Source organism: Variovorax sp. HW608 (assembly GCF_900090195.1).
Lineage (GTDB): Bacteria > Pseudomonadota > Gammaproteobacteria > Burkholderiales > Burkholderiaceae_C > Variovorax.
The window spans coordinates 7,193,130-7,215,224 of record NZ_LT607803.1 but is presented as its reverse complement, the minus strand read 5'-3'; the positions used below and the strand labels follow the sequence as shown (position 1 = coordinate 7,215,224).

The following is a 22,095-nucleotide window of genomic DNA, read 5'->3' as shown; positions in this document are numbered from 1 at the left end:
GGGGCCCCCTGGGGATCAGGGGCACAAATTCTACAGGGCGCCAGTCAGTGGAAGCCCGGCTCCAGGCGGGGCGCAGTATGGTGGATTCGGTGATGAATGTCACCAAGGATGAACTTCGGCGATCGCGAGCGCGTCCGTGCTCGCGGCGCCGGTCAGCTCACTTCCTGTCCGACAAGGTGATGCGGACCGCCAGCGCCGCGAGAACGCTTCCCATCACGTACCTCTGCGCCAGCAGCCAGCCCCGGCTGCGCGAGAGGAAGGCGGTGATGCCTGCTGCGCTGAAAACCAGCAGGGCGTTGATCCCGCCGCTCACGAGAATCTGGATCGCGCCCAGCGCCAGGCTTCGCAGCAGGACCGAGCCGCGGTCCGGATGCAGGAACTGCGGAAAGAACGACAGGTAGAACATCGCGACCTTGGGGTTCAGCACATTGGTCAGGAAACCCATGCTGAAGAGCCTGGCCGGCCGGTCGTGCGGTAACAGGCGGGCTTCGAACGGCGCGCTGCCGTTGGGCTTGACCGCCTGCCAGGCGATCCAGAGCAGGTAGGCCGCGCCGGCGAGCCGGATCGTGTCGAAGGCGAAGGGAACCGCGACCAGCAGCGCCGTGAGCCCCAGGGCCGCCGCCATCAGATGCACCACGAAGCCGAGCAGGACCCCGCCCAGCGAGATCAGGCCCGCCGCCCGGCCCTGGCAAAGCGCACGGGAGACGCAATAGATCATGTTGGGCCCGGGCGTCAGGACCAGCACCAGGGCTGCCAGGGCGAACCATGCGAGGTCGGTGGGTGTCAGCACCTCAGATGCCTTGTGAATGCAGCGAGACGGTGCCGCCCGGTGTTTCGAGCACGGCATGGAGATCGGGTGCGCCGCTGGCGAGCGACACGCCGGAAAGTCCGATGGTGCGCAGCGCGACTTCGAGATCCGCGGCGCGCGGATGCGCAAGATCCAGCGAGCGCAGCCTCACGCCCGATTCGGCCATGCTGTCGCTCGGGTGGACCGGCCCCCACTGGATCAGCGTGGGGAGCGTGCCATAGAAGAGGCGCTGCCCGTCGTCGCGCACCGTGATCTGCCACGACAGGCGGCCGGCCGCCGTATCGCGCGAGGCCTCGATCACGTGGCCGCGATCGAGTCGCGCATGGCCGAGCGCCTGCACCGCCGCATGCGCGTCCGGCACCTCGGCGACGAAATGCACGAGGCGCGGGCCGCTGCGCGCGAGCGCCGCCTGCAGATGGGCGTCGTCGAGGTCGAACCATCGATGCTTCGCGCTGCCGCGCGTCGGCCTCGCGCCTGGCGCGATTGCGATGATTTCGAGATAGGCGCGCGGGAAGGCGGCACTCGCGATCTTCATCAGCCGGTTGTGCGTGCCCATCAGCGGATGCGCGCCGCCCGGGCCCGGCGCGACGCCGAGCGTGGCCTCGCACCAGCCGACGCCTTCGTCGAGGCTGCGGGCCGCGATCACCAGATGGTCGACGCGCGCACTCATTGGATAACCTCCGTACTCCGCACTGCGGTGCGAGCCCCCTTCGGAACAGCCGGGCGGGGGCTCATTGGACTACCCTCGCGCAGCGGCGCTTCGGGATTCGCCTTCGGAACGGCCGGGCGGCTCATGGCCGGCCAGGCTAGAGCGTGACCTGTCCGTCGATGCAGGTGACCGAGTCCCCGCCGACCCAGACCTGCCGGTCGGCGTCGCGCAGGATGTGCACGCGCCCGTCGCGGCCCAGCACCTGGCCCTGCGAGGCGATGTAATGGTCCGCCATGTGGCCCTCGGCGATCAGCCATTCGGCAAGGCTGGCGTTGAAGCTGCCGGTGACCGGGTCTTCCTCGACGCCGATGGGAGCGGCAAAGGCGCGCACTTCGATGGCTGGCGCAGGCGCTTCTTCCGCCCGCGAGAAGGCGCGGGCCTCGCGGTTCGAGCGCGTGATCAACGGTGACGAGGCGCTTGCCGGATGGAGGCCGGCGACGCCGACCTTCTGACCGAGCTCCGCCAGCGCACGGTGATCGGGCGCGAGCGCGAGCACGCTGTCGGCGTCGTTCAGCAGCAGCCCGAGCCACACCGGACCGTTGTCCAGCAATTGCGCCGCGACGATCTGCTGGGCCTTGATGCCGAGTGCGCCCGCCACCTTCGCCAGCAGGGTCGGGCTGGGCGCGCTGCGACGCAGCGCGGGCGCGGCGAACGCCAGTCGCTCGCCTTCGCGCCGGATCGGCACCAGGCCCTTCGCGCACTGCTGCACGATGAGATGGCCTGCCTTCGGCTTGCCGCCGGCCTCCAGCCAGGCGTGGCAGCTGCCCAGCGTCGGATGGCCGGCGAAGGGCAGCTCGCCGCCCGGCGTGAAGATGCGCACGCGGTAGTCGGCCGAAGGGTCGGTCGGCGGCAGCAGGAAGGTGGTCTCGGACAGGTGCGTCCATGCCGCCAAGCGCTGCATCGTCGCGTCGTCGAGTCCGGTGCCGTCGAGCACCACGGCGAGCGGGTTGCCGAAATACGGTGTCGAGGTGAAAACGTCGACTTGCTTGAAGGGGCGGGTCTTCATGGGAGTCATTCCAGGGGGAGGTCGAGAACGCCGCGCGCGCCGGCCCGGGTGCGCAGGTCGGCGAACCAGCGCTCGACGTTCGGCCACGAGGGCCGCGTGTATTCGGTCTGCGGCAGCCCGAACCAGCGATGCGCTTCGCAGCCGACCGGGATGTCGGCCATCGTGAAGCGGTCGCCGAGCATGAAGGTGCGGGTGGCGAGGTGGGCGTCGAGCAGGGCGAAGAGCGGTTCCGTGGCGTTCACCGAATGGACGATCACCTCGGGCTCGCGCTGCGCGGCCGGGGTCCGGACCCATTGCTTGAAGGCGCCGCCGCTCACCGGGTTCAGCGTGGTCTGCTGCCAGTCCATCCAGCGCTCCGCGTCGAAGCGCTCGGCCAGCGGCTCGGGGTAGAGCCGGCCCATCGAGTGCTTCGCGCACAGGTAGCGCACGATGACATTCGATTCCCAGAGCACCACCCGATCTGCGCCCTCGCCGTCGTCGATGACCGGCACCATCGCATTCGGATTCATCCCGAGGTATTCGGGTGTCTGGACCACGCCGAACCTGCCGCCCGCTTCCGTGCGCTGGAAGTCGAGCCCGAGTTCCTGCGCGCACCAGACGACCTTGCGCACGTTGATGGAGCTGATGCGTCCCCAGATGTTGAGCATGTCGGGTCTTTCGGGGTGGCCTCAGCCCGGGTTGGCAGCCATCTGCCGCTGCACTTCGGCCGCGGCGCTGTGCGCGAGCTGTTCGCGGATCGCATCGGCCAGCGCGGCGATGGCGGTGTCGATCTCCTCGCCGCTGGCGGTCACGAAGGACAGGCGCAGCGTGCGCGGATCGCCCTCGCCGGCGTAGAACGGAAGGCCCGGAACGAAGGCCACGCCGCGCTCCACGGCCTTGGGCAGCAGCGCGACCGCGTCCACGCCCGCCGGCAGGCGCAGCCACAGGAACATGCCGCCATTCGGCTTGTTGAACTCGACCTGCAGCCCCTTCATTTCGCGCGTGAGCGCGGCCAGCATCACATCGCGCTGGCGCTTGTAGAGCGCACGGATCGTCGGCACGTGCCGGTTCAGGAAGCCTTCCTTCATGACCTCGGACACCATGCGCTGGTTGAAGCTCGGCGTATGCAGGTCCGCCGCCTGCTTGGCCTGCAGCAGCTTGGGGAAGATCGCCTTCGGCGCCACGAGGAAGCCGAGCCGCAGGCCGGGCGCCAGCACCTTCGAGAACGAGCCGAGGTAGATGCAGCCTTCCGGATTGCGCGCGGTGAGCGGCAGCGGCGGCGCCTCGTCGAACCAGAGTTCGCCGTAGGGGTTGTCTTCGATGATCGGGAGGCCGGCCTTGGCCGCCGCGTCGGACACCGCGGCGCGGCGCTCCTCGGTCATCGTGCGGCCGGTCGGGTTCTGGAAGTTCGGCAACAGGTAGACGAAGCGCGCGTCCTTCGACTTGGCGACCAGGTCGTCCACCAGCACGCCCTCGTCGTCGCTCGCGACGCTCACCGGCTCGGGCTCCATCGGCGAGAAGGCCTGCAGCGCGCCGAGGTAGGTCGGCGTTTCGACCAGCACGCGGCTGCCGGGGTCGAGCAGCACCTTGGCGATCAGGTCCAGGCCCTGCTGCGAGCCGGTCGTGATCAGCACCTGCGCCGGGTCCACCTTCCAGGGCAGCATCCGGCTCACGGCTTCGCGCAGCGGGCCGTAGCCTTCGCTGGCCGCGTATTGCAGCGCCGCCTGGCCGTCCTTGTGCAGCACGTTGGCGCAGGCTTCGGCGAAGGCCGAGATCGGGAAGGTCTTCGGCGAAGGCAGGCCGCCGGCCAGGCTGATGATGCCGGGGCGTTCGGTGACCTTGAGGATTTCACGGATGACCGAAGGGTTCATCTTTTCGGCCCGTGCGGCGAGTTTCCATTGCATGTCTTGACTCCTTAATGTGTGTGTGAATCGCTATCGCGAAGCCGGGGCGAGCGCGGCAGGCATGGCAGGTTGCGAAAGCCGCTTGCCGGCAATGACGGTGGCCACGACGGCGGCCGCGAAGCCGAGCGTAACGATATCGAGGGGCTCGCCCAACAAAGGCATCGCGGCGAGGATGGAAAGAAAAGGTTGCAGCAGTTGCGTCTGGCTCACGCGGAGTGCGCCGCCGATCGCGAGGCCGCGATACCAGGCGAAGAAGCCGACCCACATCGAGAACACGCCGACATAGACGAACCCGACCCATGCCGACGCGGCCACCGCCTGCTCCGGCCAGAGCAGGATCGTGCCCGGCAAGGTGACCGGCAGCGCGAGGACGCACACCCAGCAGATCACGCGCTCCGCGCCGAGTGCCGGCGTGACCTGCGCGCCGTAGATGTAGCCCAGCGAGGCCGCGAAGACCGCGCCGACCAGGAGCAGGTCCGCCCACTCGAAACCGAAGCCCGCGCCGTGGCCCGAGGCGCGCAGCAGCGAGAACACGACCACGAGCGCGCTGCCCGCCATGGCGCAAAGCCAGAATCCCAGCCGCGCGCGCTGGTGCAGCACCCATGCGGCGCACGCCGCCGTGACCAGCGGCAGGAGCGCGGTGATGACAGCCGCATGGCTCGCGCTGACGACGCGCAGCGCATAGGCGAGCAACAGCGGATAGCCGATGGCGTTCCCCAGCACCGCCATGCCCAGTGGCCGCCAGTGGTTCGGCCGCGGCCGCGGAGCGCGCGTGACGAGGAGGAAGATCGCCGACAGCACGCCGGCGAGCGCCGCGCGTCCCAGCGTCACGAACCACGGCGAGAGCTGCGGATCGGCCTGTGTGCCGGTCGCGAGCCGCGTCATCGGCAGCGTGACGGCGAAGAAGGCCACGCCGAGCACGCCGAGCCACATGCCGAGCGTCTCGTCCCGGACCTTCTTCATACGCTCAGCATCCACCAGGCAGTGAGCACCAGCACGGCGCCCATGAAGCGGTTGAACCACAACAGCCGGCGCCCCTGCGCCAGCCATTCGCGAAGCAAGGCGCCGGCGACCGCGTAGCTCAGGTTGCTCGCGAACGCGTAGACCAGCATCACCGGCGCCACGATCGCAAGACGGCCCATCGCATCCGGCTGCCCGGCGATCCAGCCGGCCACCAGCGTCAGCGCCAGCAGCCAAGCCTTGATGTTGAGGAACTGCAGCAGCACGCCCTGCGTGAATCCGACACTGAGGCGAGCGCCGTCCGCCTGGCCGAGCGACGTGCTGCGAGCGAGCTTCCATGCGAGCCAGAGCAGGTAGAGGATGCCGAACGCCTTGATGCCCCAGCGCAGCGACGGAACGGCCACCACCAGGGCGCCGATACCGGCCGCGCACAGCACGAGCAGCAGCGTCCAGCCCACGGGAACCGCGACCACGAAGCGCATCGCGCGCGGCAGCCCGCCGTTCGCGGCCAGTGCGGTGGAGAGCGTCGTGTTCGGACCTGGCGAGAAACTCATCGCCGTGGCCAGCACCAGCAGCGCGGTGAATTCTTGCCAGTTCATGGGGCACACTTTAAACCGGAGTTCCCGCCCTCTGTAGTCACGCCAACGGCGGCAAGTACCTGTCGCTGCTGATAAATCCTCCTCTGTGGAGGATTTTTTTGGATGTAACATGTAGTCACTAAAATAGGTTGACTATTGGAGATGCATCGCCTAAAGTGATCAGCATGGCAGCCCGCACCGGTACCGCTCACGTCGTCACTACGACTCGCATCTACAAGGACCAGGTCTATCGCACCCACCTGCTGCGTCGCAGCTACCGCGAGGACGGCAAGGTCAAGAACGAGACGTTAGGCAATCTCTCGCACCTGCCCGATGAACTCATCGAGATCATCCGGCGCTCGCTGCAGGGCGAGACCTTCGTGCCGGTGGCCTCGGCGTTCGAGATCACGCGCTCGCGCCCCCACGGCCATGTGCAGGCCGTTGGCGCCGCGATGGCGGCCCTGGAGATGGCCTCGCTGCTCTCTTCCAAGCCCTGCCGCGAGCGCGACCTGGTGCTCGCGATGATCGCCGCGCGCATCGCAGCCCCCCACACCAAGCTCGCGACCACGCGCTGGTGGCACACCACCACGCTGGCCGAGGACTTCGGTGTCGCCGACGCCGACGAGGACGACCTGTACGCGGCGATGGACTGGCTGCTCGCGCGCCAGGATCGCATCCAGAAGAAGCTCGCCGCGCTCCACCTGGGCGCTGGCGCCCTGGTGCTGTACGACCTGTCGTCGAGTTACTTCGAAGGCAACTGCTGCCCTCTGGCCAGGCTCGGCTACAGCCGAGACGGCAGGAAGGGCATGCTGCAGGTCAACTACGGGCTGCTCACCGATGCGCGGGGCTGCCCGGTGGCGGTGTCGGTGCACGAGGGCAACGTCGCCGATAGCCAGACCTTGCTGCCCGAGGTCAAGCGGCTGCGCGAGGCCTTCGGCGTCCAGCAGTTGGTGATGGTGGGGGACCGCGGCATGATCTCCAGCAAGGCCATCCAGGAGATGCGCGAGTGCGAGGGCGTGGGCTGGATCAGTGCGCTGAAGAGCGCCTCGATCCGCGCGCTGGTCGAGCAGGGACACCTGCAGCTGGGCTTGTTCGACGAGCGCAACCTGCTCGAACTGAGCTCGCCGGACTTCCCCGGCGAGCGCCTGGTGGCGTGCCGCAATCCGGAGCTTGCCAAGCTGCGCACGCACAAGCGCGAGGAACTGCTCGCAGCCACTGAGGCCAGCCTCGCGAAGATCAAGGCCCGGGTGGATGCGGGCAAGCTCGCCGGCAAGGACGAGATCGGCCTGCGTGTGGGCAAGCTCGTCAACCAGTACAAGGTCGCCAAGCACTTCGAATTGGTGATCGGCGAGAACGCCTTCACCTTCGCGCGCAGGACAGACGCCGTCGCCGCCGAGGCGGCGCTGGACGGCATCTACATTATCCGCACGTCGGTGAGCGCGGCGCAGATGGACTCGGCTGAGTGCGTGCGCAACTACAAGTCCCTGGCCAACGTCGAGCGTGCGTTCCGCTCGCTCAAGACCATCGATCTGAAGGTGCGCCCCATCCATCACCACACGGCCGATCGGGTGCGCGCGCACATCTTCTTGTGCATGCTCGCCTACTACGTCGAGTGGCACATGCGCGAGGCCTGGCGCGCGTTGATGTTCGCCGACACCGACCAGCAGGCCAAGGCCGCGCGTGACCCCGTGGCACCGGCCACGCGCTCCAAGGCCGCTCAGGCGAAGGCGTCGCACCACGCACTGGAGGACGGCACGCCCGCGCACAGCTTCTCCACCCTGATGGCCGAGCTCGCCACCCTCGTGCGCAATACCTGCCGCGCGCCCAACGCAGCCCCCGAGGCGCCCACCTTCGAGCTGCTCACCAACGCGCAGCCACTTCACCTGCGCGCCCTCGCGCTCGTGCAAAACATCAAGCCGTAGACAGAAAACTTCCTGGCCAACTCAAGCAAGTGCTTGAGTCACAAAGGAATCTCGCTCGCCGCTTCGGGGAACTTCAGTTTAAACTTGGGACCATTACAGTAGCGATACAGTTATTCGAACAAGAAGCTGGTCTGTATTGGTCCATCGATCGACACAGAAGCAGGCGCCTATGCTGACACGAACCTCCTCCCAGTCGCTCACCGGCCAGCTCGCGGACCGGTTTGCCGAGCGGATCCGCAATCGCCTGCTGGCCCCGGGCGCGCGCCTGCCCTCGGTGCGCGAGTGCGCGCGGCAGCAGGGCGTGAGCCCGCACACGGTGGTCGCGGCCTATGACCAGCTGCTCGCGCAGGGCCTGGTCGAGGCGCGGCGGCAGAAGGGCTTCTTCGTGCGCGATGCCGCGACGGTGAATGGCGGCGCCGCGGCCATGAGCATGAGCTTCGTCACCCAACCGGCGCCTGCGCCGGTCGTTGCCGCCGACGCCAGCACGCTGATTCGCGGCATGTTCCACCGTCCGAGCGACAAGCCGCAGCCGGGCATGGGCGTGTTTCCGCCCGACTGGCTCGAATCGACGTTCATGCCCGCTGCGCTCCGGCGCGTGACCGGCACCAAGGCGTTGCAGGAGTTCTCGCTGCAGTACGGCGAACCGGCGGGCGACAGCGGCCTCAGGCGCAGCCTCTCGGCCAAGCTGGCGCGCATCAACGTGCCGGCGGCCCCCGACCAGATCGTGACGACCGTCGGCGCCACGCACGCGCTCGACATCGTCAGCCGCACCCTGCTGCGGCCCGGCGATCCGGTGATGGTCGAGGAGCCGGGATGGGCGCTCGAATTCGCGCGGCTCGAAGCGCTCGGCATGCGCATCCTTCCCGTGCCGCGGAATGCCGACGGCCCCGATCTGGAAGTGATGGAGCGCTACTGCAATGCCGGCGAAGGCCACCGGCCGAAGCTCTTCGTGAGCGTCAGCGTGCTGCACAACCCGACCGGCTACAGCCTTTCGCCGGGCAGCGCGCACCGCGTGCTGCAGCTCGCGAACAAGTACGACTTCCACATCGTCGAGGACGACACCTACAGCCATCTCGCGCCCGAACATGCAACGCGGCTGAGCTCGCTCGACGGCCTGCGGCGCACGGTCTATGTGAGCGGCTTCGCCAAGATCCTGGCGCCGAACTGGCGCATCGGTTTTCTCGCGGCTTCGCCGGCGCTGGTCGGGCGCTTCCTGGAAACCAAGCTGATCGCGACCCTGACGACGCCCTCGCTGTTCGAGCGCGCCCTGGCCTGGTGCATCGACCAGGGGCAGCTGCGCCGCCATGCCGAACGCATTCGACTGCGGCTCGACGGCGCTCGTGGCCGCACGGTCAAGCTGGCCTTGCATGCCGGCTGCAAGCTGGCGGCAGAGCCCGCCGGCCTGTTCGGCTGGGTCGACACCGGCGTCGATACGGACGCCCTGACGCAACGCATGCTCGACGAGGGCTATCTCATCGCGCCGGGCTCCCTGTTCCATGCGCGGCGGCCGCCGACAACGCTGATGCGGATCAATTTCGCGACCGCGCAGGACGCGACGTTCTGGCGGGTGTTCGCGCGCGTGCGCGACCAACTCTGAGTCACAGAAGCCGGTCCGGCGCGAGCGGTCCGAAGAGCTTGATCATCAGCCGCAGACCGGGGCTCGCATCGGGCTCGGTGGTCGCATCCTGCAGCCCGCTGCCCTGCGGCGCGCGCCACACCAGCTGGCCGTCTTCTTCCTCGACGTGCCACGCGCCCTCGCGCAGCGCGACCTCGATCTTGTCGGTGGCGATGCGCGAGAGTTCGCTGCTGCGGACCAGGATCGCGATCTCGGTGTTCTGAAGCTGCGAGCGCTGGTCGAGGTTCATCGAGCCGACCACCACCCACTGTCCGTCCATGACCAGCACCTTCGAATGCAGCATGGAACGGGACTCGCCCCCGGCGCTGTCGCCCGACGAACCGAAGGCGCTGCCGAGGCCGGCCTGCTCGCTGCGAAGCTCGTGGAGCTCGACGCCCATCTGCAGCAACTCGTCGCGATGGCGCGCATAGCCCACGTGGGCGACCGGCGCGTCGTTCGAAGCGAGGGAGTTGGTGAGGACGCGGATCCGGACGCCGCGCGCGAGCGCGGCGGCAAAGGCCTGCTTCATGTCCGGCCCGGGGACGAAGTAGGGCGAGATGATCAGCAGGTCCTGGCGCGCGAGGCCGATCAGCTGCAGCAATCCTTCGACCACGGTATCTCCGTCCGCGGCGGCGTTGACCGCGACCTGCAAAGCGCCGCTCCTGCCTTTGCCGGACGGACCTGCCTTCCCGCCGGTGACCTCGACGCCCGGCGCCTTGCGACTGACGCCCGTCGCGTTCGACCGGTCCGGCGGGATCTTGGCCGGCTTGTCGACCATCACCGCGGCCGGGGCCCACACGAACGAGGCGGTGCGCAGGTCCATCGGCTGCCGGTCCCATCGCGGAGGTCGCGGGTCGGCCTGCGCCGCGCCGCCTTCGCCGGCCTGCGGCTCCTGGGGCGCCGACCGTTCGCGCTCGGCTGCAGCCTTGGCGTCGGCGCGGATCTTGTCGAGCTCCTTGCGCGTGACCAGCGACTCCACCGGATAGGCGCGTTCGTTGTTCCAGTAGGCGTCGAAGCTGCGTGACAGGTCCTGCACGATGCGCCCTGCCACCAGCACGTCGAGATCGACGAAATTGGCGTTGGGGGCATTGCCGAAGTACGCATCGCCCAGGTTGCGGCCGCCGGTCACGGCGAGCACGTTGTCGGCGACGAAGAGCTTGTTGTGCATCCGCTGCTGAATGCGAGCGGCGTCGTCGATCGAGTTGACGAGCCGGGACAGCGTCGACGTCCTCGCGCCGGCGAGCGGGTTGAACATCCGCATCTCGATGTTCGGTTCGAACGCGAGGTACATCACGACCGCATCGCGCCCGGTGCTGTGGAAGTCGTCGAGCAGGATGCGGACCCGTACGCCGCGCCGGGCCGCGTCGCGCACGGCCCGAAGAAGGTGCGCCGTGCTCGCATCGGCACGGATCGCGTAGTACTGCAGGTCGAGGGTCTTCTGCGCGTCCTGGGCCAGCGCGAGCCGGCTGCCATAGGCCGCCTGGGGGCCGTCGACGAGAAGAAAGCCGGAGTCGTAGCGGGTTGCGGCCGCCTCGCGGCGCTGCTTCACCAGCAACGCCAGAGGCGTGTCCGCCGGCGATTCCAGCGCCGTGGAAACCGGGCGCTCGACATTCTTGGGCAACTCGGCGCACGCCGACAGGCACAGGACCATGCCAAGCGCGACGCCCAGGCGCTGCATCGCAACAGAGAGTCGCCTGAAAGAATGAAGTGACCTCATGCGGCGTTCGAAAAGCCTCGACGCCACACGTATAGCGCGGCCCCGGCGTGCCGCGCGTCAGACAACGACGCCGCTATCCCTGGCCGACGGAGCCGAGTTCTTCCCAGCGCTCGAGCGCGGCGAGCAGTTCCTCTTCGATCTGGGCGTGGCGCTCGCCGAGTTCCGCGGCGCGGGAGGCATCGGTTCCGTAGATCGCGCCGCCATCCTTCTCGAGGATCTCGGCGATCCGCTTCTGCTCGTCTTCCAGCTCGGCAATCCGGGACGGAAGCATCTCGAGCTCGCGCTGTTCCTTGTAGCCGAGCTTTTTCTTGGGATTGCTGCGCTGTGGCGCGGGCGGTGGTGGGGCGACGGGCGCGGGTGCCGAAGCGGCCGCACGCTGCTCCGCAATCTCGCGTGCCCGCCTGGATTGGGTGAGCCAGTCCTGGACGCCGCCTTCGTATTCGCGCCAGCGGCCATCGCCCTCGTACGCGATCGTGCTCGTCACCACGTTGTCGAGGAAGGTGCGGTCGTGGCTGACCAGGAAGACCGTCCCGTCGTAGTTCTGCAGCAGGTCCTCGAGCAGTTCGAGCGTGTCGATGTCGAGGTCGTTGGTGGGCTCGTCGAGCACCAGCACGTTGGCGGGTCGCGCGAACAGTCGCGCGAGGAGCAGGCGGTTGCGCTCGCCGCCGCTCAGGGAGCGCACCGGCGAGTGCGCCCGCGCCGGCGAGAACAGGAAGTCGGCCAGGTAGCTCTTGACGTGCTTGCGCTGGGTGCCGATCTCGATCCACTCGCTGCCCGGGCTGATGAAGTCCTCCAGCGTCGCATCCAGGTTGAGCGCGTTGCGCATCTGATCGAAGTACGCCACCTGCAGATTGGTCCCGCGGCGGATCGTGCCGCTGTCCGGCTCGAGTTCACCGAGGATCAGCTTCAGCAAGGTCGTCTTGCCGGCACCGTTGGGGCCGACGAGTCCCACCTTGTCGCCGCGCAGGATCGTGCTCGTGAAGTTCCGGACGATGGTCCTGTCGCCGAAGGACTTGGAGGCGCCGGTCAGTTCCGCGACGATCTTGCCGCTGGCCTGGCCGGAAGAGACATCCATGTTCACGCTGCCCAGCGCCTCGCGCCGCGCCGCCCGGTTGGCGCGCAGTTCCATGAGGCGGTTGATGCGGCTCTGGCTGCGCGTGCGGCGGGCCTCCACGCCCTTGCGTATCCAGACCTCCTCCTGCGCGAGCAGCTTGTCGGCCTTGGCATTCACGATCGCTTCCTGCGCGAGCTGCTCCTGCTTCTGCACGAGGTATTGCTCGAAGTTGCCGGGATACGAGCTGAGCTTGCCCCGGTCCAGCTCCACGATCCGGGTCGCGACGCGGTTGAGGAAGCTCCGGTCGTGCGTGATCGTCACCACGCTGCCCTTGAAGTCGATGAGCAACTGCTCGAGCCATTCGATCGAATCGAGGTCGAGGTGATTGGTCGGTTCGTCGAGAAGCAGGACGTCGGGCGCCGCGACGAGCGCCTGGGCCAGCGCCACTCGCTTGCGGGTGCCGCCGGACAGAGCGCCGACACGCGCCGACCCGTCCAGATGCAGGCGATGAAGCGTTTCCTCGACGCGCTGTTCCCAGTTCCATGCATCGAATGCCTCGATCTGCGACTGCAGCGCGTCGAGATCCACGCCGGGGGCGGCCGACAGATACTGATCCCGAAGCGCGATGACGTGCGCGAGACCCGCGCTGGCTGACGTGAACACGTCCGAGTCCGCGTCGAGCGAAGGTTCCTGGGCGACGTAGGTGATCCGCAGCCCTTGCTGCACCTGAAGGGTCCCATCGTCGGGCTTCTCCATCCCTGCGAGGATCTTCAGGAGCGACGACTTGCCGGCGCCGTTCCTTCCGATCAATCCAATCCGCTCGGACTCGATGAGGGAGAAATCCGCATGATCCAGCAGCGGGACGTGACCGAACGCCAGTTGCGCGTCGAGGAGGGTGATGAGTGCCATGTAGCCGGGATTATCCGATCGGGTCCAGCGCGCTGGTGACGATGCCGATTGGCAGTGGGTAAGAATGGCATATACTCACTGGCTCGACTGAAGACGCGCAAGCGATTCAGGGCTCCTTTCGAAGAGATCTCAAAGAGATCTCAAAGAGATCGCAGAGAGGGGGCAAGAAAGAGCCGAGGTGTTGACGATGTTCCGAAAAACAGGTCATAATCGCAGGCTCCGCTAAATCAACGGATCGCCAAGAGAAGTTGAAAAAAAGCGAAGAAGAGGTAAAGACCCTAGCGGTTGACAGGATTTAAAAAAACCTGTCATAATCGCAGGCTCCGCCAAACACGGCAGCGAATCAGGTTCTTCGGAATGTGATGAGTTGGGCGGGGGGAAGAAAAGAAAAGATTTTTAAAATATTTTCTGATCTTCGAAAAAATCGTGTTATAGTAGAGGGCTTCGCTGATCGCAGCAAAGCAAATAACGCAAGACAGCAGATGTCGAGCGTTGGGATCCTTAAAAACATACAGCCGATAAGCGTGGGCGTTTGAGGCGAATGGCCAAGTTCTTCGGAACGAAGTCTTCGGACTTTTAAACGCTCATGAGAATAGAAGTGAAGTTCACTTCAATTCCGTTTTTATGAGTTGCCTCGAGAGAGGCGAATATTCAAGATCGAACTATAGAGTTTGATCCTGGCTCAGATTGAACGCTGGCGGCATGCCTTACACATGCAAGTCGAACGGCAGCGCGGGAGCAATCCTGGCGGCGAGTGGCGAACGGGTGAGTAATACATCGGAACGTGCCCAATCGTGGGGGATAACGCAGCGAAAGCTGTGCTAATACCGCATACGATCTACGGATGAAAGCAGGGGATCGCAAGACCTTGCGCGAATGGAGCGGCCGATGGCAGATTAGGTAGTTGGTGGGGTAAAGGCTCACCAAGCCGACGATCTGTAGCTGGTCTGAGAGGACGACCAGCCACACTGGGACTGAGACACGGCCCAGACTCCTACGGGAGGCAGCAGTGGGGAATTTTGGACAATGGGCGCAAGCCTGATCCAGCCATGCCGCGTGCAGGATGAAGGCCTTCGGGTTGTAAACTGCTTTTGTACGGAACGAAAAGGCTCTTTCTAATAAAGAGGGCTCATGACGGTACCGTAAGAATAAGCACCGGCTAACTACGTGCCAGCAGCCGCGGTAATACGTAGGGTGCGAGCGTTAATCGGAATTACTGGGCGTAAAGCGTGCGCAGGCGGTGATGTAAGACAGTTGTGAAATCCCCGGGCTCAACCTGGGAACTGCATCTGTGACTGCATTGCTGGAGTGCGGCAGAGGGGGATGGAATTCCGCGTGTAGCAGTGAAATGCGTAGATATGCGGAGGAACACCGATGGCGAAGGCAATCCCCTGGGCCTGCACTGACGCTCATGCACGAAAGCGTGGGGAGCAAACAGGATTAGATACCCTGGTAGTCCACGCCCTAAACGATGTCAACTGGTTGTTGGGTCTTCACTGACTCAGTAACGAAGCTAACGCGTGAAGTTGACCGCCTGGGGAGTACGGCCGCAAGGTTGAAACTCAAAGGAATTGACGGGGACCCGCACAAGCGGTGGATGATGTGGTTTAATTCGATGCAACGCGAAAAACCTTACCCACCTTTGACATGTACGGAATTTGCCAGAGATGGCTTAGTGCTCGAAAGAGAACCGTAACACAGGTGCTGCATGGCTGTCGTCAGCTCGTGTCGTGAGATGTTGGGTTAAGTCCCGCAACGAGCGCAACCCTTGTCATTAGTTGCTACATTTAGTTGGGCACTCTAATGAGACTGCCGGTGACAAACCGGAGGAAGGTGGGGATGACGTCAAGTCCTCATGGCCCTTATAGGTGGGGCTACACACGTCATACAATGGCTGGTACAAAGGGTTGCCAACCCGCGAGGGGGAGCTAATCCCATAAAACCAGTCGTAGTCCGGATCGCAGTCTGCAACTCGACTGCGTGAAGTCGGAATCGCTAGTAATCGTGGATCAGAATGTCACGGTGAATACGTTCCCGGGTCTTGTACACACCGCCCGTCACACCATGGGAGCGGGTTCTGCCAGAAGTAGTTAGCCTAACCGCAAGGAGGGCGATTACCACGGCAGGGTTCGTGACTGGGGTGAAGTCGTAACAAGGTAGCCGTATCGGAAGGTGCGGCTGGATCACCTCCTTTCTGGAAAACGTGCCGTTCCAATTGAACGCCCACACTTATCGGTTGTTGGATGAAGTCGATTCCATCGACATGGGTCTGTAGCTCAGCTGGTTAGAGCACCGTCTTGATAAGGCGGGGGTCGTTGGTTCGAGCCCAACTAGACCCACCAAATTCCTCCAATGGTTCGTTCCAATGGTTGCGGGTGCCGCGGTGGCGGCTCTTGCGAGGCCTGGGGGATTAGCTCAGCTGGGAGAGCACCTGCTTTGCAAGCAGGGGGTCGTCGGTTCGATTCCGTCATCCTCCACCATTCCGACAAGAATTCATCAACACCAAAGATGCTTTGCAAGAGGCATTTTTGTTGTTGATCGGGATCTCTCGATCGATCGGCTGTTCTTTAAAAATTCATAGAGTCGAATCAGCGTTGCTGGCGGAAAGAGCGTCATGGCTCACCGTGCCGCCGGCAACTTGAATTTTTGATTGCGTCAAATGAACTTCAATTTCGAGGGAACTCGAAGTCTGAAGACGGCATAACGCGCCAGGTGAAAGACCTGGCAATTCCTTGATGGACTTTGGTTTCTGTGAAGAAACGTCAAAGTTATAGGGTCAAGTGAATAAGAGCATGTGGTGGATGCCTTGGCGATGATAGGCGACGAAGGACGTGATAGCCTGCGATAAGCTTCGGGGAGCTGGCAAATTAGCTTTGATCCGGAGATTTCCGAATGGGGAAACCCACCGAAAGGTATCGCACTCTGAATACATAGGGGTGCGAGGCGAACCGGGTGAACTGAAACATCTCAGTAGCTCGAGGAAAAGACATCAACCGAGATTCCGAAAGTAGTGGCGAGCGAAATCGGAAGAGCCTGTCAGTGATAGCACGAGACTTAACAGAACAGCTTGGAAAGGCTGGCCATAGTGGGTGATAGCCCCGTATGTGAAAAGACTTGTGTGGTACTGAGCTGACGAAAAGTAGGGCGGGACACGAGAAATCCTGTCTGAAGATGGGGGGACCATCCTCCAAGGCTAAATACTCATCATCGACCGATAGTGAACTAGTACCGTGAGGGAAAGGCGAAAAGAACCCCGGGAGGGGAGTGAAATAGATCCTGAAACCGCATGCTTACAAAAAGTCGGAGCCCGCAAGGGTGACGGCGTACCTTTTGTATAATGGGTCAGCGACTTACATTCAGTGGCAAGGTTAACCGAATAGGGAAGCCGTAGAGAAATCGAGTCCGAATAGGGCGTCCAGTCGCTGGGTGTAGACCCGAAACCAAGTGATCTATCCATGGCCAGGATGAAGGTGCCGTAACAGGTACTGGAGGTCCGAACCGACTAGTGTTGCAAAACTAGCGGATGAGCTGTGGATAGGGGTGAAAGGCTAAACAAACTTGGAAATAGCTGGTTCTCTCCGAAAACTATTTAGGTAGTGCCTCAAGTATTACCTTCGGGGGTAGAGCACTGTTTTGGCTAGGGGGTCATGGCGACTTACCAAACCAAGGCAAACTCCGAATACCGAAGAGTACAGCTTGGGAGACAGAGCACCGGGTGCTAACGTCCGGACTCAAGAGGGAAACAACCCAGACCGCCAGCTAAGGTCCCTAAAATTGGCTAAGTGGGAAACGAAGTGGGAAGGCTAAAACAGTCAGGATGTTGGCTTAGAAGCAGCCATCATTTAAAGAAAGCGTAATAGCTCACTGATCGAGTCGTCCTGCGCGGAAGATGTAACGGGGCTAAGCCAGTTACCGAAGCTGCGGATTTGCACGCAAGTGCAAGTGGTAGGAGAGCGTTCTGTAAGCCTGTGAAGGTGTCTTGTAAAGGATGCTGGAGGTATCAGAAGTGCGAATGCTGACATGAGTAGCGTTAAAGGGGGTGAAAAGCCCCCTCGCCGTAAGCGCAAGGTTTTCTACGCAACGTTCATCGGCGTAGAGTGAGTCGGCCCCTAAGGCGAGGCAGAGATGCGTAGCTGATGGGAAACAGGTCAATATTCCTGTACCGATCAATAGTGCGATGTGGGGACGGATCTTAATAGGTCATCCGGGTGTTGGATATCCCGGTTTAGCTGGATGTAGGCGATGGGTAGGCAAATCCGCCCGTCATATACCGAGGCCAGCGATCGAGCAAGCTTGCTTGTGAAGTGACTGAACGAGGTTCCAGGAAAAGCCACTAAGCTTCAGCTATTGACGACCGTACCGCAAACCGACACTGGTGCGCGAGATGAGTATTCTAAGGCGCTTGAGAGAACTCAGGAGAAGGAACTCGGCAAATTGACACCGTAACTTCGGGAGAAGGTGTGCCCTATTAGTGTGAAGTGAACAACGGAGCATGAACGGGTTGCAAGAAATCGGTGGCTGCGACTGTTTATTAAAAACACAGCACTCTGCAAACACGAAAGTGGACGTATAGGGTGTGACGCCTGCCCGGTGCTGGAAGATTAAATGATGGGGTGCAAGCTCTTGATTGAAGTCCCAGTAAACGGCGGCCGTAACTATAACGGTCCTAAGGTAGCGAAATTCCTTGTCGGGTAAGTTCCGACCTGCACGAATGGCGTAACGATGGCCACACTGTCTCCTCCTGAGACTCAGCGAAGTTGAAATGTTTGTGATGATGCAATCTCCCCGCGGAAAGACGGAAAGACCCCATGAACCTTTACTGTAGCTTTGTATTGGACTTTGAACAGATCTGTGTAGGATAGGTGGGAGGCTTTGAAGCAGGGTCGCTAGATCCTGTGGAGCCAACGTTGAAATACCACCCTGGTGTGTTTGAGGTTCTAACCTAGGTCCATCATCTGGATCGGGGACAGTGCATGGTAGGCAGTTTGACTGGGGCGGTCTCCTCCCAAAGCGTAACGGAGGAGTTCGAAGGTACGCTAGTTACGGTCGGACATCGTGACGATAGTGCAATGGCATAAGCGTGCTTAACTGCGAGACTGACAAGTCGAGCAGATGCGAAAGCAGGACATAGTGATCCGGTGGTTCTGTATGGAAGGGCCATCGCTCAGCGGATAAAAGGTACTCTGGGGATAACAGGCTGATACCGCCCAAGAGTTCATATCGACGGCGGTGTTTGGCACCTCGATGTCGGCTCATCTCATCCTGGGGCTGTAGCCGGTCCCAAGGGTATGGCTGTTCGCCATTTAAAGAGGTACGTGAGCTGGGTTTAAAACGTCGTGAGACAGTTTGGTCCCTATCTTCCGTGGGCGCTGCAGATTTGAGGAAGCCTGCTCCTAGTACGAGAGGACCGGAGTGGACACACCTCTGGTGTATCGGTTGTCACGCCAGTGGCATTGCCGAGTAGCTAAGTGTGGAAGAGATAACCGCTGAAAGCATCTAAGCGGGAAACTCGTTTCAAGATGAGATCTGCCGGGGCCTCGAGCCCCCTGAAGAGTCGTTCAAGACCAGGACGTTGATAGGTCGGGTGTGGAAGCGCAGTAATGCGTTAAGCTAACCGATACTAATTGCTCGTGCGGCTTGACCCTATAACTTTGATCTGTCAGATCAAGGTGTTATGCCAAGTTGACGCAGTCAAAACACCAAGCTGATTCCAAACTCTATGAATTCGTTGTGCTGAACCAAAATTCAGCACGACAACCCTTTATGCCTGATGACCATAGCGAGGTGGTCCCACTCCTTCCCATCCCGAACAGGACAGTGAAACGCCTCAGCGCCGATGATAGTGCGGGTTCCCGTGTGAAAGTAGGTCATCGTCAGGCTCTTACAGCCTCAAAAAGCCCAGCCCTTCAAAAGGCTGGGCTTTTTGTTTTTTCTCTTGCAGCCGGAGAATCCCATGCCCCTTTTCTGGTCCGTCCGCACCCGCACCCTGGCGCTGTTCGCCCTCGTCGCACTCGCCGCGGGTTGTGCTTCCACGACCCAGCCTCCGACGCCCGAGCCGGTGAAGGTCAAGGTCTTCGTTGCCGCGATGTTCGAGATCGGCCAGAACACCGGAGATCGCGCCGGCGAGTTCCAGCATTGGTACGAGCGCTACTGGATGGGCGCGACGCCGATCACCGTTCCGGGGGCGCTGCAACCGGTGTATTGCAACCCTGACGGCGTCTGCGGTGCGGTGCTCGGCATGGGCAAGGTGAATTCATCGTCCTCGATGCAGGCGATCCTGCTCAATCCGAAATTCGATTTCTCCCACGCCTACTATGTGATTTCGGGTGTGGCCGGCACGCCGCCTTCGCGCGGCACCATCGGCGAGGTGAACTGGGCCACGTGGCTGGTCGACTATGACCTCGGACATCGCTGGGCGCCTGAAGAGAACAAGCCCGGCGAGCCGACCTTCATGCCGCGCAAGGGCTATGAGGAGTACCGCCGCTTCAAGCTGAACCCCGAACTGGTGGCCTGGGCGATGAAGCTCTCGGCCGACACGCCGCTGAAGGATTCGGACTCGGCCCGTGCCTACCGCCTTCGCTATCCGCAGGCGGCGGCGCGTCGTGCGCCCTTTGTCGGCACCGGCACGCACATGACCGGCGACACCTTCTTCCACGGCCCCGGGATGTCGAACCAGGCGCAGTACATCGCCAAGCTGTACGGCGCCGATGACTACGTGATCACCGAGATGGAGGCCGCGGCAGTGACGCTCGTGATCAAGCGCACCCACGGAACCGATCGCGTGATGAGCCTGCGCGGCGCCGTTAACTTCGATCAGGGCAATCCGCGCGAAACCACGCTCCAGCATCTCGACCCGGCGCCCGGCGAGACTGCCGGCGGCTTCGCGGAGACGGTGGAGAACATTGAACGGGTGGGCAGCCGCGTGGTGGATCACATCGTCGCGAACTGGCCGCAATGGCAGGACGGCGTGCCTGCGCGCTGAAGCCGATCGACGCCCGGGCCGCTAGAACAGCGAGGCGGTCCGGGCGCTCGGGTCCGGGGTCTCCGCCTGGCGCCTTCCGCCCCGGTCCGGACGCTCCGGTTTCGACGCTTCGGCCTCGCCGGCCTTCAGCAGCGCACCCACGCGCACGCCCAGCAGTCTCAGCGGCCGTTCGAGCGGCACCCGCTTGAGGCATTGACCGCCGATCTGCCGGATCGCCTTCGCGTCGGCGGTGAAGTGGTCAATGGTCTGATCGCGCGTCGCGATCTTGAAATCGTCATAGCGCAGCTTGATGCCGATGGTCTTGCCCACGTAGCCCTTGCGCTGGAGATCTTCCGCGACCTTCTCGCACAAATGCGTGAAGATGGCTCCGAGTTCGGCGCGATCCCGCACCGCATGCAGATCGCGGTCGAAGGTGGTCTCGCGGCTCATCGATACCGGCTCGCTTTCGGTGACCACCGGCCGGTCGTCGCGCCCCCATGCCACTTCGTGCATCCACGCGCCGGTGGCTTTGCCGAAGTTCGCGATCAGCCAGTCGCGATCGCGCGCCGCGAGCTCTCCGATCGTGCGGATGTCGTGACGCTGCAGCTTCTCGTCCGCCTTCGGCCCGATGCCGTTGACCTTGCGGCACGGCAGCGGCCAGATGCGACCCTGGAGGTCGCCCTCCAATACCACCGAGATCCCGTTGGGCTTGTTGAATTCGCTCGCCATCTTCGCGATGAGCTTGTTGGGTGCGACGCCGATCGAGCAGGTCAGCCCCGTCGCCTCGAAGATCGACTTCTGGATGAGCCGCGCCAGCACGCGCCCGCCCTCGCGCTGGCCGCCGGCCACATGGGTGAAGTCGATGTAGACCTCGTCGACGCCACGGTCTTCCATGACCGGCGCGATCTCGGTGATGACCTCTTTGAACCGGCGCGAGTATTTGCGGTACTCGTCGAAGTCCACGGGCAGGATGATCGCCTGCGGGCACTGCTTCGCGGCCTTCATCAGCCCCATCGCCGAGCCGACGCCGAACTGCCGCGCCGGGTAGGTCGCGGTGGTGATCACGCCGCGCCCGACGTAGTCCTTGAGCAAGGGAAAGGCGCCGACAGGAATATCGGCGAGCGTGCCGCCGTCGGGTACGTCGCGCAGGGCCTCGTCGACCTTGCGGCGCGCGCCACCGATCACCACCGGCAGCCCCTTGAGCTGCGGGTAGCGAAGCAGCTCGACGGAGGCGTAGAAGGCATCCATGTCGAGATGGGCGATACGGCGGATCGGCGTGGCGGTCACGGAGCTCATTTTCGTCGCGGGACGGCGGGTTGGCTGCCCAGGGTTGCACACAGCGGGCACCCGGTGCCATCATCCGCCGTATGCAGCCCGTTGCCTTCATGCTCTGGCGCCGCCTCGATGCTCCGGGGCATGACGTCTGTCGCCTGGACCGCAACGGCGAGAACTGGCAGATCGACGGCGCGGCGGCCTTTCGCCATGAGGACGGCCGCCTCGCGCAGCTGCACTACCGCGTGCGCTGCGACCGCGCATGGCACACGCAGTGGAGCACGGTGCGCGGCTGGCTCGGCAACGAGCAGATCGATTTTTCGATCGTGCACGACGCGCATGGTGCATGGAAGTTCAACGATGCACCGGTGCCCGAGCTGGGGCACTGCGTCGATCTCGACCTCGGCTTCACGCCGGCGACCAATCTGCTGCCTTTGCGTCGCCTGCATCTTGCGCAAGGCGAGGCGGCCGATGCGCCCGCCGCGTGGCTCGATCTGGACAGTGGAAGCCTGATCGAGCTCAAGCAGCGCTACGAGCGGCGCGGCGAATCAGGCTACTGGTACACCTCGCCGCGCTTCGACTATGCCGAGATGCTCGAGGTGACCCGCGACGGCTTCGTGAGCCGCTATCCGAAGCTCTGGGAAGCCGAGTCCTGAGCGCAGCTCAGTGATCGTGGCGCTGTCGGCCGGTGCCCTAACCTC

The 22,095-nt window shown here is 63.5% G+C and carries 14 protein-coding genes, 2 tRNA genes and 3 rRNA genes; 9 read left to right on the top strand and 10 right to left on the bottom strand.

Annotated elements, in window-relative coordinates:
* Window positions 1-157: 157 nt before the first annotated feature.
* The 7 genes from VAR608DRAFT_RS34165 to VAR608DRAFT_RS34135 form a co-directional block, all read right to left on the bottom strand.
* On the bottom strand, window positions 158-790 hold the full coding sequence (locus tag VAR608DRAFT_RS34165; protein WP_088958094.1) for a LysE family translocator: 633 nt from the start codon (window positions 788-790) through the stop codon (window positions 158-160).
* 1 nt (window position 791) lies between these two features.
* Entirely contained in the window at window positions 792-1,478 is a 687-nt protein-coding gene (locus VAR608DRAFT_RS34160; protein WP_088958093.1) for a VOC family protein, read from the bottom strand.
* Between the two features lie 136 nt (window positions 1,479-1,614).
* The gene (locus tag VAR608DRAFT_RS34155) at window positions 1,615-2,523 is read right to left on the bottom strand and encodes a PhzF family phenazine biosynthesis protein (RefSeq protein WP_172843938.1); all 909 of its coding nucleotides are present in this window, start codon (window positions 2,521-2,523) and stop codon (window positions 1,615-1,617) included.
* A 5-nt stretch (window positions 2,524-2,528) separates the two neighbouring features.
* Window positions 2,529-3,170, bottom strand: a complete 642-nt coding sequence (locus tag VAR608DRAFT_RS34150) for a glutathione S-transferase family protein (RefSeq protein WP_088958091.1) — start codon at window positions 3,168-3,170, stop codon at window positions 2,529-2,531.
* A gap of 21 nt (window positions 3,171-3,191) precedes the next feature.
* Window positions 3,192-4,406, bottom strand: coding sequence for an aminotransferase-like domain-containing protein (locus VAR608DRAFT_RS34145; protein ID WP_088958090.1), 1,215 nt, complete (start codon window positions 4,404-4,406; stop codon window positions 3,192-3,194).
* A gap of 30 nt (window positions 4,407-4,436) precedes the next feature.
* Window positions 4,437-5,369 carry a DMT family transporter gene (locus tag VAR608DRAFT_RS34140; RefSeq protein ID WP_088958089.1) on the bottom strand — a complete coding sequence of 311 codons (933 nt, stop codon included), beginning with the start codon at window positions 5,367-5,369 and terminating at the stop codon, window positions 4,437-4,439.
* Window positions 5,366-5,965, bottom strand: a complete 600-nt coding sequence (locus VAR608DRAFT_RS34135; protein ID WP_088958088.1) for a LysE family translocator — start codon at window positions 5,963-5,965, stop codon at window positions 5,366-5,368. The genes VAR608DRAFT_RS34140 and VAR608DRAFT_RS34135 overlap by 4 nt, the downstream gene beginning before the upstream one ends.
* Window positions 5,966-6,129: 164 nt before the next feature.
* Here VAR608DRAFT_RS34135 and VAR608DRAFT_RS34130 point away from each other — a divergent pair, with 164 nt between their 5' ends.
* A complete protein-coding gene (locus tag VAR608DRAFT_RS34130) occupies window positions 6,130-7,866 on the top strand; it encodes an IS1634 family transposase (RefSeq protein WP_088958838.1) in 1,737 nt (578 codons plus the stop codon).
* A 169-nt stretch (window positions 7,867-8,035) separates the two neighbouring features.
* Window positions 8,036-9,463 carry an aminotransferase-like domain-containing protein gene (locus tag VAR608DRAFT_RS34125; RefSeq protein ID WP_088958087.1) on the top strand — a complete coding sequence of 476 codons (1,428 nt, stop codon included), beginning with the start codon at window positions 8,036-8,038 and terminating at the stop codon, window positions 9,461-9,463.
* A 1-nt stretch (window position 9,464) separates the two neighbouring features.
* Here VAR608DRAFT_RS34125 and VAR608DRAFT_RS34120 read toward each other — a convergent pair whose 3' ends face one another.
* Both VAR608DRAFT_RS34120 and VAR608DRAFT_RS34115 read right to left on the bottom strand, forming a co-directional pair.
* Window positions 9,465-11,159, bottom strand: coding sequence for a phospholipase D family protein (locus tag VAR608DRAFT_RS34120; RefSeq protein ID WP_088958086.1), 1,695 nt, complete (start codon window positions 11,157-11,159; stop codon window positions 9,465-9,467).
* A gap of 112 nt (window positions 11,160-11,271) precedes the next feature.
* Window positions 11,272-13,161 carry an ATP-binding cassette domain-containing protein gene (locus tag VAR608DRAFT_RS34115; protein WP_088958085.1) on the bottom strand — a complete coding sequence of 630 codons (1,890 nt, stop codon included), beginning with the start codon at window positions 13,159-13,161 and terminating at the stop codon, window positions 11,272-11,274.
* A gap of 659 nt (window positions 13,162-13,820) precedes the next feature.
* Here VAR608DRAFT_RS34115 and VAR608DRAFT_RS34110 point away from each other — a divergent pair.
* From VAR608DRAFT_RS34110 to VAR608DRAFT_RS34085, 6 genes are all read left to right on the top strand, one after another.
* Window positions 13,821-15,355, top strand: a 16S ribosomal RNA gene (locus VAR608DRAFT_RS34110).
* A 71-nt stretch (window positions 15,356-15,426) separates the two neighbouring features.
* Window positions 15,427-15,503 (top strand) — tRNA-Ile (locus VAR608DRAFT_RS34105).
* 62 nt (window positions 15,504-15,565) lie between these two features.
* Window positions 15,566-15,641 (top strand) — tRNA-Ala (locus VAR608DRAFT_RS34100).
* 294 nt (window positions 15,642-15,935) lie between these two features.
* Window positions 15,936-18,806: ribosomal RNA gene (locus tag VAR608DRAFT_RS34095) — 23S ribosomal RNA — on the top strand.
* Window positions 18,807-18,927: 121 nt separating this feature from the next.
* Window positions 18,928-19,040: ribosomal RNA gene (gene rrf / locus VAR608DRAFT_RS34090) — 5S ribosomal RNA — on the top strand.
* Together the 16S, 23S and 5S rRNA genes with 2 tRNA genes alongside form the textbook arrangement of a ribosomal RNA operon.
* Window positions 19,041-19,114: 74 nt before the next feature.
* Entirely contained in the window at window positions 19,115-20,143 is a 1,029-nt protein-coding gene (locus VAR608DRAFT_RS34085; RefSeq protein ID WP_088958084.1) for a purine-nucleoside phosphorylase, read from the top strand.
* A 21-nt stretch (window positions 20,144-20,164) separates the two neighbouring features.
* On the opposite strand, the gene VAR608DRAFT_RS34080 is transcribed toward VAR608DRAFT_RS34085, so the two are convergent.
* Window positions 20,165-21,418, bottom strand: a complete 1,254-nt coding sequence (locus VAR608DRAFT_RS34080; protein WP_088958083.1) for a DNA polymerase Y family protein — start codon at window positions 21,416-21,418, stop codon at window positions 20,165-20,167.
* Between the two features lie 71 nt (window positions 21,419-21,489).
* On the opposite strand from VAR608DRAFT_RS34080, the gene VAR608DRAFT_RS34075 reads away from it, so the two are divergent.
* Window positions 21,490-22,050 (top strand): putative glycolipid-binding domain-containing protein, encoded by a 561-nt coding sequence (locus VAR608DRAFT_RS34075; RefSeq protein ID WP_088958082.1) that lies wholly within the window; start codon window positions 21,490-21,492, stop codon window positions 22,048-22,050.
* Window positions 22,051-22,095: the final 45 nt, after the last annotated feature.

Bases quoted from the DNA above. Each gene is read 5' to 3' on its own strand.
- VAR608DRAFT_RS34145 (WP_088958090.1), bottom strand. From the start codon at position 4,406: ATGCAATGGAAACTCGCCGCACGGGCCGAAAAGATGAACCCTTCGGTC.
- VAR608DRAFT_RS34120 (WP_088958086.1), bottom strand. From the start codon at position 11,159: ATGCAGCGCCTGGGCGTCGCGCTTGGCATGGTCCTGTGCCTGTCGGCG.
- VAR608DRAFT_RS34080 (WP_088958083.1), bottom strand. From the start codon at position 21,418: ATGAGCTCCGTGACCGCCACGCCGATCCGCCGTATCGCCCATCTCGAC.
- VAR608DRAFT_RS34125 (WP_088958087.1), top strand. From the start codon at position 8,036: ATGCTGACACGAACCTCCTCCCAGTCGCTCACCGGCCAGCTCGCGGAC.
- VAR608DRAFT_RS34155 (WP_172843938.1), bottom strand. From the start codon at position 2,523: ATGAAGACCCGCCCCTTCAAGCAAGTCGACGTTTTCACCTCGACACCG.
- VAR608DRAFT_RS34150 (WP_088958091.1), bottom strand. From the start codon at position 3,170: ATGCTCAACATCTGGGGACGCATCAGCTCCATCAACGTGCGCAAGGTC.
- VAR608DRAFT_RS34130 (WP_088958838.1), top strand. From the start codon at position 6,130: ATGGCAGCCCGCACCGGTACCGCTCACGTCGTCACTACGACTCGCATC.
- VAR608DRAFT_RS34140 (WP_088958089.1), bottom strand. From the start codon at position 5,369: ATGAAGAAGGTCCGGGACGAGACGCTCGGCATGTGGCTCGGCGTGCTC.
- VAR608DRAFT_RS34075 (WP_088958082.1), top strand. From the start codon at position 21,490: ATGCAGCCCGTTGCCTTCATGCTCTGGCGCCGCCTCGATGCTCCGGGG.
- VAR608DRAFT_RS34085 (WP_088958084.1), top strand. From the start codon at position 19,115: ATGCCCCTTTTCTGGTCCGTCCGCACCCGCACCCTGGCGCTGTTCGCC.
- VAR608DRAFT_RS34115 (WP_088958085.1), bottom strand. From the start codon at position 13,161: ATGGCACTCATCACCCTCCTCGACGCGCAACTGGCGTTCGGTCACGTC.
- VAR608DRAFT_RS34135 (WP_088958088.1), bottom strand. From the start codon at position 5,965: ATGAACTGGCAAGAATTCACCGCGCTGCTGGTGCTGGCCACGGCGATG.
- VAR608DRAFT_RS34160 (WP_088958093.1), bottom strand. From the start codon at position 1,478: ATGAGTGCGCGCGTCGACCATCTGGTGATCGCGGCCCGCAGCCTCGAC.